Here is a 13,998-nt window from a genome sequence, read left to right on the forward strand (position 1 = left end):
GTGGAAAGGGCATGGCAGGACACGCTCACTGCGTGCTGGTCAGCCATTTCAAGTCGCGTATTAACAGCAAGGGGCCGCCTAGGCGACCCCTTGGTTTGGCACAAGCGGTGGAGAGCTAGGCCGTGGCGGGCACCTTATGATTAACCGTCGGTACCATCGACACGAGTCTCTTGCTGCTGCGAGTAGATCAACAGCGGTTCACTTTCGCCAGCGATGACGGAACCATCGATGACGACTTTGCTCACCCCTTCCAAGGATGGAATTTCATACATCGTATCGAGCAGAACCGACTCTAAAATGGAGCGAAGTCCACGTGCGCCGGTTTTTCTCTCCATGGCTTTTGCCGCCACGGCTCTCAGGGCATCGTCTCTGAACTCCAGAGTGACGTCTTCCATTTCGAAGAGTTTGCCATACTGTTTGATCAACGAATTCTTTGGCTCGGTCAAGATTTGCACCAAGGCCTCTTCGGTGAGTTCTGTCAATGTGGCGATCACTGGTAAACGGCCGACGAACTCGGGTATCAAACCGAACTTGACGAGATCTTCAGGCTCGACATCTGCAAGAAGCTCCCCTACACCACGAGAAGACTCTTTGCTTTTCACGCTGGCATTGAAGCCAATGCCACCTTTTTCAGCGCGATCACGAATCACCTTGTCCAGTCCGGCAAACGCACCGCCCACGATAAACAGGATATTGGCCGTGTTTACCTGCACGAACTCCTGCTGGGGATGCTTGCGACCGCCTTGAGGAGGTACGGACGCCGTAGTGCCCTCGATCAGTTTCAACAGCGCCTGCTGCACCCCTTCGCCCGAGACATCACGGGTAATCGAAGGGTTGTCCGATTTACGCGAAATCTTATCGATTTCATCGATATAAACAATACCGCGCTCGGCCTTCTCGACATCGTAGTCGCACTTTTGCAGTAGTTTCTGGATGATGTTTTCGACATCTTCACCCACATACCCTGCTTCGGTCAGCGTCGTTGCATCAGCAATGGTAAAAGGTACATTCAGTAGCCGCGCCATGGTCTCGGCCAGCAGCGTCTTACCGCTTCCCGTCGGACCAATCAGGAGGATGTTGGATTTACCTAGCTCCACATCGCCTTCACGCACTTCTGACTTCAGACGCTTGTAGTGGTTATACACCGCTACGGACAGCACCATTTTGGCGCGGTCTTGTCCGATGACGTAGTCGTCCAGCGTATGACGTATTTCGCGGGGCGTAGGTAGACGCTCCTCATCGCTCTCGGCATCGGCTTCGAGAACTTCTTCGCGAATGATGTCATTACACAAGTCGACACACTCATCGCAGATATACACGGACGGGCCAGCAATCAGCTTACGTACTTCGTTTTGATTTTTGCCACAAAACGAGCAGTAGAGCAGTTTGCCACCTTCGTCCTTGCCTTTGCCGTCGGCCATTCGCGTACCTCTGTCACTGCGGCGGCTGACGCCGCCTTAAAAGCTCGTTAGAAAAGCAGAATCCTATCACGCTATCAGGATGTAGGCCGCTTATCCAGCACTGCGTCAATCAAGCCATACTCTTTGGCTTTATTGGCGCTCATGAAATTGTCACGGTCGGTATCTTGGGCCACTTTATCAATGTCTTGGCCAGTATGGTGGGCCAAGATTTGATTCAACTTCTCCCGGATACCAAGAATTTCACGGGTGTGAATCTCAATATCCGATGCTTGCCCCTGGTAACCGCCCAGCGGCTGATGAATCATCACACGTGAGTTCGGTAAGCAGTAACGCTTGCCTGCAGCACCTGCGGTAAGCAGTAGCGCGCCCATGCTGGCGGCTTGACCGATACACACGGTGGAAACGTCCGGCTTGATGAACTGCATGGTGTCATAGATAGACATCCCTGCCGTCACAGAGCCGCCGGGCGAGTTGATATATAAGTGAATGTCTTTGTCGGGATTTTCAGACTCAAGAAACAGTAGTTGCGCCACGACAAGGTTGGCCATGTAGTCTTCTACAGGGCCCACCAGGAAAATCACGCGCTCTTTCAGCAGACGCGAATAGATATCGTAGGCTCTTTCCCCTTTGGCGCTCTGCTCAACCACCATGGGCACTAGACCGCCGGCGTTTTGAATATCAAACTCACTCATTCGGGTGATTCCTTGCGTCCGGTAAGGGAAAAGCGCACCCAAGCAGGGTGCGCCACGCGATGAGATCAGGCGCTTGCCTGTTCGCCCTCTTCATTCTCATCTTGCTCAGCCTGTTGCTGAGCAGCAGCCAGCGCTTGCTGGTAAGACATTTCCACGTCTTTGACGTTCGTTTGCTCAAGCAGTTTATCGACCGCCTTCTCTTCAAGAATGGCAGATTTCACTTGGGTTTTCAGCTGCTCGTTACCCATGTAGTACTCCACCACTTCGGTGGGATCTTGGTACTGCTCTGCCAGCTCTTCGACTTTGGCTTTGATTTCAGCGTCGTCAGCATCCAACTCGTGAGCTTTGATCACTTCGGCCAACAGCAGACCGACTTGAACACGTCCTTTAGCTTGCTCCTCGAACAACTCGTTCGGCAGTTGGGTAACATCAAAATCCTCACCCAAACCGAACTGCTGAGCGGCCTGACGCTTCATACCGTCAGTTTCTTGCTGAACTAGCGCGCTGGGAACGGGAATGTCGTTTGCCTTCTTGAGGGCATCCAGCACCTGTTGCTTGACACGGTTATCGACCGCCTGAGAAGCCTCACGCGTCATGTTTTTCTTGATTTCAGCCCGAAATTTGGCTTCATCACCACCTTCGACACCAAAACGCTCAATGAACGCCGTATCCACTTCCGGCAGCTTTTGAGTACTCACTTTGTGAACGGTGACTTTGAAAGTCGCGTCTTGACCAGCAAGGTGCTCGGCTTGGTAATCTGCCGGGAACGTAACAGAAATAGTTTTCTCTTCGCCCGCTTTCGCACCAATCAGTTGCTCTTCGAAGCCCGGAATAAAGCTGTTGGAACCGATGACCAAGGCATGACCTTCAGCGCTGCCACCCTCGAACGGCTCGTCACCCAAGAAGCCTTGAAAGTCGATGGTAACCTGGTCGCCATCCGCTGCGGCCGTATCGACCTCTTCCCACTCAGCATTTTGCTTGCGAAGCGTATCGATCATTTCATCGACATCGGCCTCGCTGACAGAAACCACCGGACGCTCTACGTCCGTGCCTTCGATAGACGCCAGCTCGACCTGCGGGTAGACCTCCATGGTGGCAACGAACTCAAGATCTTTACCCGCTTGGTTTACCTTCGGTTCAATCTGCGGAAAACCAGCGGGATTGAGACCTTCTTCAGTGATGGCGCGTACGTAGCGCTCACGCATCACTTCGCCCACCACTTCATTGCGCACGCTGTCGCCATAGCGCTGACGCACGACGGCCATGGGCACTCGGCCTTGGCGGAAACCGTTCAAGCGAACGTTTTTCGCGGTGTCTTTCAAGCGAGCGCTGACGGCCTCGTCGATGTCTGCTGCCGGCACTTGAATAGTGATACGGCGTTCGATCTGGGAGGTCGTCTCGACGGAAACTTGCATGAATTGTCCTCTAGCGGATAGGCGTTGTGTTGATTGCGTAAAATGTATTCAAGGGGATCAATTTTAAGAACCCTGACGCATGGTGGCAAGCGCCATGCTCGCAAGATGGGGGCGTGACCATCGATTACAAGGGGTTAGCAGAACAAAAACTCACATTTCCCGTGCTGTCCACCATAACGATACGGCGTGCAGTAAAAGTCCGCACGTTGCCGCATGCGAGATAAATACCTGCCAACTGATCCAGTCGGTAAATATGGCGTGCCAAGCGCCCATCACTATAGCGCCTGCCACCAACATCACGATCAAGCGCTTGATGAGCCCCGGAAGCGTTTGCCTTGCGCTTTGAGACAGCATCTTCCACTGAAAAATAGCTGCTCCAGCCACTAGAACCAGAGCCATCACCAGCAGCGTTTGGCGCGTCTCGTGGCCACCCGCCATATAACGCGGTAGCGCTGCAAGCATCACCACACATAGGCCAATCGCCACACTGACACGCTCAGAGGAATAGGCTGATCGCTGCATGTTCAGGCGACCTTCAGCTGTTGATCGTCGATCCATTCTTCTACCCAAGGCAGCGCCGCATCATCTGCCATAAAGGTTTCCATGGCATCAATTTCAAGGCGCTCTCCTAGGCGGCGAGCGCCGAGATCCTGTAGCAGCTCATCCAGCGCTCTTCCCGCGCCACAAAACGTATCACCGTAAGAGCTATCGCCTAATGCGATGAGACCGTAACGTAACTTTGTTAGCGAGGGGCTTTGATCTTTCAAGCTGCGTACAAAGGGTACGAAATTACCGGGAAAATCACCGCTACCTGTGGTCGAAACGCAAAACAAGCTCAAGTCACTACCCTGGGTTACATCTTCCACCGTTGGCTGCTCTGAAATTTCGACCGTATAACCTGCCTGTTCGAATAGCGGCTTCACCTGTTCAGCCACATCCAATGCACCACCATACATGGTACCCACTACAATGGTTAACGTCGGCATTGCTCTACTCCTCGACGAAGATGTCGTACTGAGTGCCCTTGCGCATTCAACGTTCGCTCATCAGCGCTTGGCTCGTAAAGTCAGTCGACAAATACCTGATGAATTTGCTCAAATATTACCACGATCAGCAAAAACGACGCACGCCCACGATGGGCTCAATCAATCGTCCAATAGGAGCGCTTATGCAGCAGGCCTTCGAGACATGGATCACGCCCATAATGATTGGCGGCCTGATCATTTTCATGTGCTTTATCATTTGGGACCTGGCCAAAAAGTCGAACGCAGGCAAATTTGGCACGATCATGCTGTTTATCGTACTGGGCGCGGGGATGCTCGGTTACGTCATTAAAGTCGTCATCACTTGGCTCATCGAAGGACGAGGCATTTAGCCACTTACCAAGCTAGTCGCCCGTAGAGCTCGCATCAAAGAGCGAGCTCCAAACACTAAAAGGAGTGCCTAGGCACTCCTTTTGAGTAAGCGAACAGCAAAAAAGAAACTATTGGCTGCTCGAATAGCGCTCCACTTGCTGCTTGAGCTTCTGGCCTGGGCGAAACGTCACCACGCGCCGAGCGGAAATGGGAATTTCCTCACCGGTTTTCGGGTTACGCCCAGGCCGCTCACGCTTATCACGTAGGTCAAAGTTGCCAAAGCCCGACAGTTTTACCTGTTCGTTTTCGCGCAAACAGGCGCGGATTTCTTCAAAGAACGCCTCTACCATCGCTTTTGCTTCTCGCTTTGACAGCGCAAGCTCTGTATGTAAATGCTCAGCCAGCTCTGCTTTGGTCAACGCACCCATAGGGCTCCTCCATGTAGCATACGCATTGCCAAGAACGTGATAAGCGTCGTGTCATGGCATAGCTTAGTTAGCCGCGAAGTTCGGCATCTAATTCGGCTCGCACGTTTGTAATGATCGAGTCGACCAACTGATTGATTTCCTCATCATTTAGCGTGCGTGAAGCGTGCTGCCAGGTCAAGCCCAATGCAATGCTCTTATATCCCTCGGCCACGCCTTTACCAGCATAGACATCAAATAGCTTTATGTCTTTGAGGTAATCACCAGCCTTGGCTTTTGCACAATCCAGCAACGCTTGTACCGGTGTCTCTGCCTTGATCAAGAAGGCCAAATCGCGACGAACTTCCGGATAACGCGAAAGCGGCTCGAAGGCGGGAATCGAACCTTGGCTCAACGCATCCAATCGGACCTCGAACAGCACGGCATCCACTTTGAGCCCTAACGTTGCACGGACCTGGGGATGAAGCGTACCAATCCAGCCAGCAGGTTTCCCTTCATGGAAGAGCTGCGCCGTTTGACCGGGATGCAGCGAAGGATGCACTCCAGGCTCGAAGCGCCAGGCTGCTAGGCCACCCCCCATGGCCAAAAGACTCTCCAGATCCCCCTTCAAATCGTAGAAGTCTACCTGCGCTTTAGCACCATCCCAGCCTTCAGCTTCTCGCCCACCACATACCAGCGCCCCCATCATCGGGACTTGGGTTAGGTGGTCCAGAGAGCCATTGAACACCAACCCCGTCTCAAAAATGCGCACTCGCGTCTGCTGGCGATTCAGGTTGTGCTCCAGTGCTCTGACTAGCCCAGGAAATAGGCTGGCGCGCATCACAGAGAGGTCTGACGAGATCGGATTGGCCAATACCGGCGACACTGCGTCCGGTAACAGCGCTGCCTGTAGATCAGGAGCAACGAAACTGTAAGTGACAGCTTCTTGAAAACCACGCGCAACCATTTGGTGACGCAGTTGCGATGGTGTCAATGTCGATTCATTCGCAGAACGCAGTGCCAATCGAGCAGCTGGACGTCGCACCGGTAGATTGTTGTAGCCATGAATACGCGCCACTTCCTCGATGAGGTCTTCCTCGATGGCAACGTCAAACCGCCAGCTAGGCGCGACCACCGACCAACCCTCCGCATGCTTATCGACATCAAGACCAAGACGCTGGAGTATATCGGTAACATCGTCCGCCGATAGCCGCTTGGAAAGCGCGCTTTCTAGACGGGCTTCACGCAGCGTAATGGCGCGCGGCGCGGGCAAGTGCTCTTCGCTAACGGTTTCCACCACCGGGCCTGCCTGACCGCCACAAATCTCCAACAGAAGCTGTGAAGCACGCTCGACCGCTACGAGAGGAAGCTCAGGGTCGACGCCACGCTCAAAACGGTGCGATGCATCGGTATGCAGGCCGTAAGAGCGCGCCTGTCCGGCAATCGCAAGTGGCGCGAAGAACGCCGACTCTAGAAAAATGGCCTGGGTATTTTCGCTGACCCCAGAGTTTTCGCCCCCCATGATGCCAGCCATGGCCAGAGGGCCGCGCTCATCGGCAATGACGAGCGTTTCTGGGCGTAGGGTGACTTCTTGGCCATCCAACAGCGTCAAGCGCTCTGCGTCTTTGGCCAAACGCACGGTAATACTGCCCTGCAAATGATCGCGATCGAATGCGTGCAACGGCTGGCCAAGCTCCAGCATGACGTAGTTGGTGATATCCACCACAGGGTCGATGGAGCGTACACCGCTGCGACGCAGTCGCTCTACCATCCATAGCGGCGTTTCTGCATTCGTAGCCACGCCTTCGATCACACGCCCTACATAGCGCGGACACTGTCCAGGAGCCTCGACCTTCACAGGAAACGTTGTATCGATCGTTGGCGCCACAGCCGCAATGCTTGGGCCGCTCACCGGCAAGCGGTTGAGCACTCCCACTTCCCTGGCTAGCCCTTTGATACTCAGGCAGTCGCCCCGATTTGGCGTCAAATCCACCTCGATCGTCATATCATCGAGCTGCATGTAGTCACGAAAGCTTGTGCCTACCGGCGCCGACGCTGGCAATACCAGGATACCCGGAGAAGTCTCCTCCTCAAGCCCTAGCTCGGACGCCGAACAGATCATGCCACGAGACTCAACGCCTCGCAGTTTGGCTTTTTTGATCTTGAAGTCTCCCGGCAGCACGCCTCCTACCTGAGCGAAGGGAATTTTCTGACCTACATCGACGTTCGGCGCTCCACAAACGACCTGCACCGGTGCTGCCGACCCATCATTCACCGTACAAACATTGAGCTTATCGGCGTCGGGGTGCTTCTCTTTGGTGAGTACTTCCGCCACGACAACGCCGCTAAATGAAGCGGCCACTGGCTCAACGGCATCCACTTCAAGGCCTGCCATGGTGATCTGGTCGGCGATGGCCTGTGTATCCAGCTGCGGAGTTACCCAATCACGCAACCACTGTTCTGAAAATTTCATGTTGATTCCCGTCGCTGGCAGCAGTCTTTAGGTGAATTGACGAAGGAAGCGCAGATCGTTTTCGAAAAACAAGCGCAAATCATTGACGCCATAGCGCAGCATGGCCAAACGCTCGGCACCCATCCCAAAGGCAAAGCCCGTATAGCGCTCGGCGTCGATACCAGAGTGTCTAAACACCTCCGGATGCACCATGCCGCACCCCATCACCTCTAACCAGCCACTATGAGAGCAAACGCGACAACCGTTACCACTACACATCACGCACTGAATATCCACCTCGGCAGAGGGCTCAGTGAATGGAAAGTATGAAGGCCGGAAACGAACCGAAAGGTCGTCGCGCTCGAAGAATGCTTGCAAGAAGTCTTCGATCGTTCCTTTCAAGTCAGCGAAACTGATGCCCTCATCTACCAATAGTCCTTCGACTTGGTGAAACATGGGCGTATGCGTCAAATCCGAATCGCTACGATACACGCGACCTGGACACACGATGCGAATAGGCGGCTCACTGCTCTTCATCGTACGAACCTGTACGGGAGACGTGTGGGTGCGTAGCAAACGCGTCGCGTCGAAATAAAAGGTATCCGCCATCCCCCTAGCCGGGTGGTGAGCCGGAATATTGAGCGCTTCGAAATTGTGGTAGTCGTCTTCGATTTCTGGCCCCACGGCCACATCAAAACCAATGCGAGTGAATAGCCCCTCGATACGCTCCAACGTACGTGTTACTGGGTGCAGTCCACCACTCTCCTGCCCTCTCCCAGGCAACGTGACGTCGATGCGCTCAGCCACTAGGCGAGCATTGAGTGCCTCGCTCTCCAGCTGCTCACGCTTAGCGTCAATTTCACTCGACAACGCTTGCTTGGCCTGGTTGATTTGCTCGCCAGCCGCAGGGCGCTCTTCTGGTGACAGCTTGCCCAAGCCTTTTAGCAAGGCGGTGACTTCGCCTTTTTTACCTAAGTAACGTACGCGCAACTCATCTAGCACTGAGACGCTCTGCGCAGCTTGAATAGCATCGCGGGCCTCTGACACCAGAGTAGGAAGATGATCCATCCAATTTACTCCGAATTAAGCGGTCCCATCCCCGAGGATGGCTGGCATGTTGAAGGTGACAAAAAACAGGGGAAGAGCGGCTGCTCTTCCCCTGCATGGGTCACACTGAAATGACCTTGGGCATTTCACACGGGCATTAACCCAATGCAAATAGCCTTATTGGGCAGCCTTGGCTTTTTCCACGATAGCAGCAAAAGCTGCTTTTTCGTGTACTGCCAGGTCGGCCAATACTTTACGGTCGATTTCAATACCGGCTTTCTTCAGACCGCCAACGAAGCGGCTGTAAGACATGTCGTTAATGCGCGCACCAGCGTTGATACGCTGAATCCACAGCGCGCGGAATTGGCGCTTGCGGTTGCGGCGGTCACGGTACGCATACTGGCCGGCTTTGATAACAGCCTGTTTGGCTACACGGAAAACACGCGAACGTGCACCATAGTAACCTTTGGCCTGCTTCAGAACTTTTTTATGGCGACGACGGGCAACTACGCCACGCTTAACACGGGTCATAACACACTCCTGACTTTATGACTGAGGCTAGAGGCACTCAGATAAGAAAACTCGACCTTACAGGTTCGGCAGCATGCGCTGAATCAACGCTTTGTCGGAAGCATGAATCTGCTTCATGCCACGCAGCTGACGCTTACGCTTGGTCGACTTCTTGGTCAAGATGTGGCTACGGAAAGACTGTTTGTGTTTGAAGCCATTCGCAGTCTTTTTGAAGCGCTTGGCAGCGCCGCTGTTGCTTTTGATTTTCGGCATGAGAAAACTCCGCTCGATATTTTTTAGAAAACCCAGGGCCGACTAGCGCCTAAGCGCTAGCCCGTTGACTTCGCCGTTGGATCACTTCTTTTTCGGGGCAAGGATCATGATCATTTGGCGGCCTTCCATTTTCGGGAAAGACTCCACCGCTCCGATCTCTTCCAGGTCTGACGCAATCCGTTCCATCAGCTTACGACCGATGTCTTGGTGCGCCATTTCACGACCGCGGAAGCGCAATGTGACCTTACCCTTGTCACCACCTTCCAAGAAACGGGTCAGGTTTTTGAGCTTCACCTGATAATCGCCTTCGTCGGTGCCAGGACGGAATTTGACTTCCTTGACCTGGATTTGCTTTTGCTTCTTCTTTTGAGCCGCTTTTTGCTTTTTGGTCTCAAAAACGAATTTGCCATAATCCATGATCTTGCAAACGATCGGATCGGCATTCGAAATTTGCACGAGATCTAAACCGGCAGCTTCCGCACGTTCAAGAGCCTCAGTGGTGGGCACAACGCCCAACTGCTCGCCTTCGGCATCGATTAAACGTACTTCTTCTTCGGTAATTCGCTCGTTCATTGGTGGGCGTTTATCTTGTGGACGCCCGCGCTGGTTGCTTCGCTTGATTGCTCTGTCTCCTTAGGCAATTGACGATGTCGCCAGGGCTGCTCGCTCGGCATTGATACGTTCGATGAAGTCATCGACGGTCAAAGTTCCGAGGTTTTCGCCGCTGCGAGTTCGCACGGCCACTGAGTCAGCTTCGACTTCCTTATCTCCGACCACAAGGAGATAGGGAATTTTCTGTAACGTATGCTCACGGATTTTAAAGCCGATCTTCTCGTTCCTCAAGTCTGCTTTGACGCGAAGACCGCTTTTTTGCAAGCGTTTCTCCAATTTCAGCGCATATTCGCGCTGTAAATCGGTAATATTCATGATGACCACTTGCTCTGGTGCCAACCATAATGGCATAGCACCTGCATAATGTTCAATCAGGATGCCGATGAAGCGCTCCATGGAGCCGACGATCGCCCGGTGAAGCATGACCGGCGCCTTGCGCTCGCCCTCTTCGGTTACATATTGTGCGCCAAGGCGCTCGGGCATCATAAAGTCCACCTGCATGGTGCCGACCTGCCATTCGCGACCCAAGCAATCCTTCATGTGATACTCGATCTTCGGGCCATAGAACGCGCCTTCGCCGGGAAGTTCCTGCCAATCAACGCCGCAGGCTTTTAGCGCACCGCGAAGGGCGTCTTCAGCGCGATCCCACACTTCGTCACTACCAATACGCTTTTCCGGACGCAGCGCGATTTTGATTGCGATATCTTCAAAACCGAAGTCTTGATACACCTTTAGTGCTTGGCGATGAAAGCTCGTTACTTCCGGCTCGACCTGCTCTTCGGTACAGAAGACATGGCCGTCGTCTTGAGTAAAAGCACGTACGCGCATGATGCCGTGCAAGGCGCCTGAAGGCTCGTTACGATGGCAGCCACCAAACTCACCAAAGCGAACTGGTAGCTCACGGTAGCTACGCAGTCCTGAGTTGAATACCTGCACGTGCCCCGGGCAGTTCATCGGCTTGAGCGCGTATTCGCGCTTTTCCGACTCGGTAAAGAACATCCCATCGGCATAGTTGTCCCAGTGGCCTGACTTTTTCCACAGCGACACATCCATCACTTGCGGACAGCGAATCTCTTGATAGCCACCCTCTTTGTAAACGCCGCGCATGTACTGCTCGACCTGCTGCCAAAGCGCCCAGCCCTTGGGATGCCAGAACACCATCCCAGGCGCCTCTTCCTGCATGTGGAAAAGATCGAGCCGCCGCGCCAGCTTGCGGTGATCGCGTTTTTCGGCCTCTTCCAGGCGTTTAAGGTACGCCTTTAACTGTTTTTTATCCCCCCACGCAGTCCCATAGATACGCGTCAGCATGGGGTTGGAGGAGTCACCGCGCCAGTACGCACCGGCCAACTTGGTTAATTTGAAGGCCTTCAAATGACGCGTGTTGGGCACGTGCGGTCCACGACACATGTCCGTGTACTCTTCATGATGGTACAGCCGAATCGCCGCGCCTTCAGGGATGTCGCGAATGATCTCCTGCTTGTAAGTCTCATTACGTTTTTCGAACGTAGTCATCGCTTGATCGCGATCGACGTACTCACGAATAACGTCATATTCATGGTCGATCAGCGCCTGCATCCGCTTCTCGATAGCGTCCATATCATCAGGCGTTATCGATTTACCAAAATCGACATCGTAGTAAAAGCCATCATCAATGACCGGACCAATGGCCATTTTGGCATCGGGATAAAGCTGCTTAACCGCGTGCCCAATCAAGTGAGCACAGGAGTGGCGGATAATCTCTAGACCTTCTTCATCCCGGGCAGTAATGATAGAAACATCGGCATCCTGCTCGATGATATCGGCAGCATCTACCAGCACACCATCTATTTTGCCCGCCACACAGGCCTTGGCCAAACCAGGGCCAATGGACTCTGCCAGTTGCATGATAGAGAGGGGCGCTTCGAACGTTCTTTGGCTGCCGTCAGGCAGTGTCACTATGGGCATTCAGGTATTCCTTGAGCGCAGTGGTGATCCATACCAGGGATCACATTTCGCTATCAATGGGTTAGGGTCTTCATGGGGCTTTTAGGGCCGCCAAGCCTATCAGACTTTGTGACGCCGTAAAATAAAACGGGAGGCATACGCCTCCCGTTCTGTGTCAAAGGGTGTCATCGACGCTCAGGTCGAGGCAGCCTTTTCATGAGCATGTCATGTGGATTAGTTCCACTCGTCCAGTTCTACACGGCGGTTCTGGAAACGACCCTCTTCGGTATCGTTGGTTGCCACAGGACGCTCTTCACCGTAGCCCACAGCACGCATACGGTTAGCTTCTACGCCGCGCTGGTTCAGATAGGTTGCAACGGACTCAGCACGACGCTGAGACAGGTCCTTGTTGTACTGGTCAGAACCACGAGAGTCGGTGTGGCCTTCGATGCTCACACGAACGTCTGGGTTGTTGACCAGACGCTCAGCTACGCCGTTCAGGACGTTCTGTGCATTTGCAGTCAACTGAGCGGAATCAAACTCAAAGTTAACTTCGCGAAGTACCACGCTATCCGGGCAACCCAGCGCGTTGACTTCTACACCCGCCGGAGTATCCGGGCACTGGTCGCGATAGTCCGGCACGCCGTCGTTATCAGAATCCAGCGGGCAGCCGTTGGCATTGACTGCTACACCAGCCGGGGTGCCCGGGCACTGGTCGCGGTAATCAGGCACGCCGTCACCGTCGGAATCCAGCGGGCAGCCTTCGGCATCAACGGCAACACCCGCAGGCACTTCGCCGTAGCTCGGGCACTGAGGTGCTACCGGCTCAGGTGTACGATCTGCACACAGCAGACCACCGATAGCTGCGCCAGCCGCTGCACCGGTTGCGGCACCCGCGTCTTCATCTGAGCTGCTGCTGGTGGCATAGCCAATGCTACCGCCGATGATGCTGCCCGCCAAACCACAAACCGCGGGGTGCTGGTACCAGCTTTGGCCGCTGTTGGCGCCTGCTTGGCCAGAAGACTGAGAGGCTGAGCTAGCGCAACCTGACAGGCCGACGACTAAAGCAGAACCGATTAGCAAGCCAGTCGTTGATTTTTTCATGCAAGACTCCTTCTTGATCCAATGCTGACATGGTCTAGAGACCAAATCTATCCAATGCTTCTTATGGCGAGAGCATCCATTTTTCGCTGTTCTGATCCAGGACGGGGTTCCCTGCCCGTGAAACTGAACGTGGTGCCTATCATTAACGTTTCAGCGTTAGAAGGCAACAATGCCGAGATATCAACTTCTTGCCAATACCGACCTTACCAGCATAGCAAAGCTCACATCGATGGCATTAAAAATTTTTAATGAAGAGCGGAAGGGCCTTTAGCGCGCCATTTAATTACCTCTGCGGCGGCTGCGAGCACCGCAGGGCGCATCTCATCTTCCACAGCTAGCCTTTCCTTGTCCTCTTGCATTCTTTCCCGTGGGGTCAACTGTTTGCGCGCAGAGTGCGTCTTGAGATGACGCGTACGGTTATAAACCTCGGCGAACGCTTGAAACTCAGGTCGTTCAGAAAGACTTGGATCGACGATTTCAAGCAGCACTTTACAGCGCCAGGAACCCTCGGTGATGTCGACTTGCTCTTGGACGAGAGCGCTCACCACGTAGTCCAGATTTTCTAGGCTGTTTTGCTGAGCACGCCGCTCTTCTTCCAGTCTAAACGCTTCACGGCGCTTCACTTCGCTTCGCAATTTATGGGCGTAGACGACCAACCCGGCGATGATTAGCACAGCGACAACGAACAGTAAAAGTGCAACCGTTGAACTCATAAAGCCCCTGAAACGTATAAAATAGCTTAACGAGAATTGTACACCCAATTAGCATCAGTAGACCAACCCAATTCGTC

Annotated in this window: 15 protein-coding genes; 1 reads left to right on the forward strand and 14 read right to left on the reverse strand. The window is 53.8% G+C overall.

Going from position 1 to position 13,998, the window contains the following annotated elements:
* Window positions 1–140 precede the first annotated feature (140 nt).
* The 5 genes from clpX to MHM85_RS14540 all read right to left on the reverse strand — a co-directional run bounded on the left by clpX (window position 141) and on the right by MHM85_RS14540 (window position 4,514).
* A complete protein-coding gene (clpX, locus tag MHM85_RS14520) occupies window positions 141–1,421 on the reverse strand; it encodes an ATP-dependent Clp protease ATP-binding subunit ClpX (RefSeq protein WP_139528521.1) in 1,281 nt (426 codons plus the stop codon).
* Between the two features lie 74 nt (window positions 1,422–1,495).
* Window positions 1,496–2,113, reverse strand: coding sequence for an ATP-dependent Clp endopeptidase proteolytic subunit ClpP (gene clpP, locus MHM85_RS14525; RefSeq protein ID WP_139528522.1), 618 nt, complete (start codon window positions 2,111–2,113; stop codon window positions 1,496–1,498).
* A 65-nt stretch (window positions 2,114–2,178) separates the two neighbouring features.
* On the reverse strand, window positions 2,179–3,528 hold the full coding sequence (gene tig, locus MHM85_RS14530) for a trigger factor (protein ID WP_219863642.1): 1,350 nt from the start codon (window positions 3,526–3,528) through the stop codon (window positions 2,179–2,181).
* 150 nt (window positions 3,529–3,678) lie between these two features.
* Window positions 3,679–4,050 carry a hypothetical protein gene (locus tag MHM85_RS14535; RefSeq protein WP_153844016.1) on the reverse strand — a complete coding sequence of 124 codons (372 nt, stop codon included), beginning with the start codon at window positions 4,048–4,050 and terminating at the stop codon, window positions 3,679–3,681.
* 2 nt (window positions 4,051–4,052) lie between these two features.
* Window positions 4,053–4,514 (reverse strand): flavodoxin, encoded by a 462-nt coding sequence (locus MHM85_RS14540; RefSeq protein WP_153844015.1) that lies wholly within the window; start codon window positions 4,512–4,514, stop codon window positions 4,053–4,055.
* A 182-nt stretch (window positions 4,515–4,696) separates the two neighbouring features.
* Here MHM85_RS14540 and MHM85_RS14545 point away from each other — a divergent pair, with 182 nt between their 5' ends.
* Window positions 4,697–4,903 carry a DUF2788 domain-containing protein gene (locus MHM85_RS14545; protein WP_139528526.1) on the forward strand — a complete coding sequence of 69 codons (207 nt, stop codon included), beginning with the start codon at window positions 4,697–4,699 and terminating at the stop codon, window positions 4,901–4,903.
* A 108-nt stretch (window positions 4,904–5,011) separates the two neighbouring features.
* On the opposite strand, the gene MHM85_RS14550 is transcribed toward MHM85_RS14545, so the two are convergent.
* The 9 genes from MHM85_RS14550 to MHM85_RS14590 form a co-directional block, all read right to left on the reverse strand.
* Window positions 5,012–5,311: an integration host factor subunit alpha gene (locus MHM85_RS14550; protein ID WP_139528527.1), complete on the reverse strand. Its 300-nt coding sequence runs from the start codon at window positions 5,309–5,311 to the stop codon at window positions 5,012–5,014.
* A gap of 67 nt (window positions 5,312–5,378) precedes the next feature.
* Entirely contained in the window at window positions 5,379–7,760 is a 2,382-nt protein-coding gene (gene pheT / locus MHM85_RS14555; RefSeq protein ID WP_219863639.1) for a phenylalanine--tRNA ligase subunit beta, read from the reverse strand.
* A gap of 27 nt (window positions 7,761–7,787) precedes the next feature.
* Complete coding sequence (gene pheS, locus MHM85_RS14560; protein ID WP_219863637.1) at window positions 7,788–8,807, reverse strand: phenylalanine--tRNA ligase subunit alpha; 1,020 nt, start codon at window positions 8,805–8,807, stop codon at window positions 7,788–7,790.
* Between the two features lie 156 nt (window positions 8,808–8,963).
* Window positions 8,964–9,317 (reverse strand): 50S ribosomal protein L20, encoded by a 354-nt coding sequence (gene rplT / locus MHM85_RS14565; RefSeq protein WP_239286344.1) that lies wholly within the window; start codon window positions 9,315–9,317, stop codon window positions 8,964–8,966.
* 57 nt (window positions 9,318–9,374) lie between these two features.
* Window positions 9,375–9,569, reverse strand: a complete 195-nt coding sequence (gene rpmI / locus MHM85_RS14570; protein ID WP_009724291.1) for a 50S ribosomal protein L35 — start codon at window positions 9,567–9,569, stop codon at window positions 9,375–9,377.
* Between the two features lie 81 nt (window positions 9,570–9,650).
* A complete protein-coding gene (gene infC, locus MHM85_RS14575) occupies window positions 9,651–10,190 on the reverse strand; it encodes a translation initiation factor IF-3 (protein ID WP_139528530.1) in 540 nt (179 codons plus the stop codon).
* A gap of 12 nt (window positions 10,191–10,202) precedes the next feature.
* Window positions 10,203–12,125, reverse strand: a complete 1,923-nt coding sequence (gene thrS / locus MHM85_RS14580; protein WP_239286346.1) for a threonine--tRNA ligase — start codon at window positions 12,123–12,125, stop codon at window positions 10,203–10,205.
* Between the two features lie 213 nt (window positions 12,126–12,338).
* Window positions 12,339–13,208, reverse strand: a complete 870-nt coding sequence (locus MHM85_RS14585; protein WP_139528532.1) for an OmpA family protein — start codon at window positions 13,206–13,208, stop codon at window positions 12,339–12,341.
* A gap of 245 nt (window positions 13,209–13,453) precedes the next feature.
* Window positions 13,454–13,921 (reverse strand): DUF2489 domain-containing protein, encoded by a 468-nt coding sequence (locus tag MHM85_RS14590; protein ID WP_153844012.1) that lies wholly within the window; start codon window positions 13,919–13,921, stop codon window positions 13,454–13,456.
* Window positions 13,922–13,998: the final 77 nt, after the last annotated feature.

The organism is Halomonas sp. McD50-4, from assembly GCF_022348135.1.
GTDB lineage: Bacteria > Pseudomonadota > Gammaproteobacteria > Pseudomonadales > Halomonadaceae > Vreelandella > Vreelandella piezotolerans.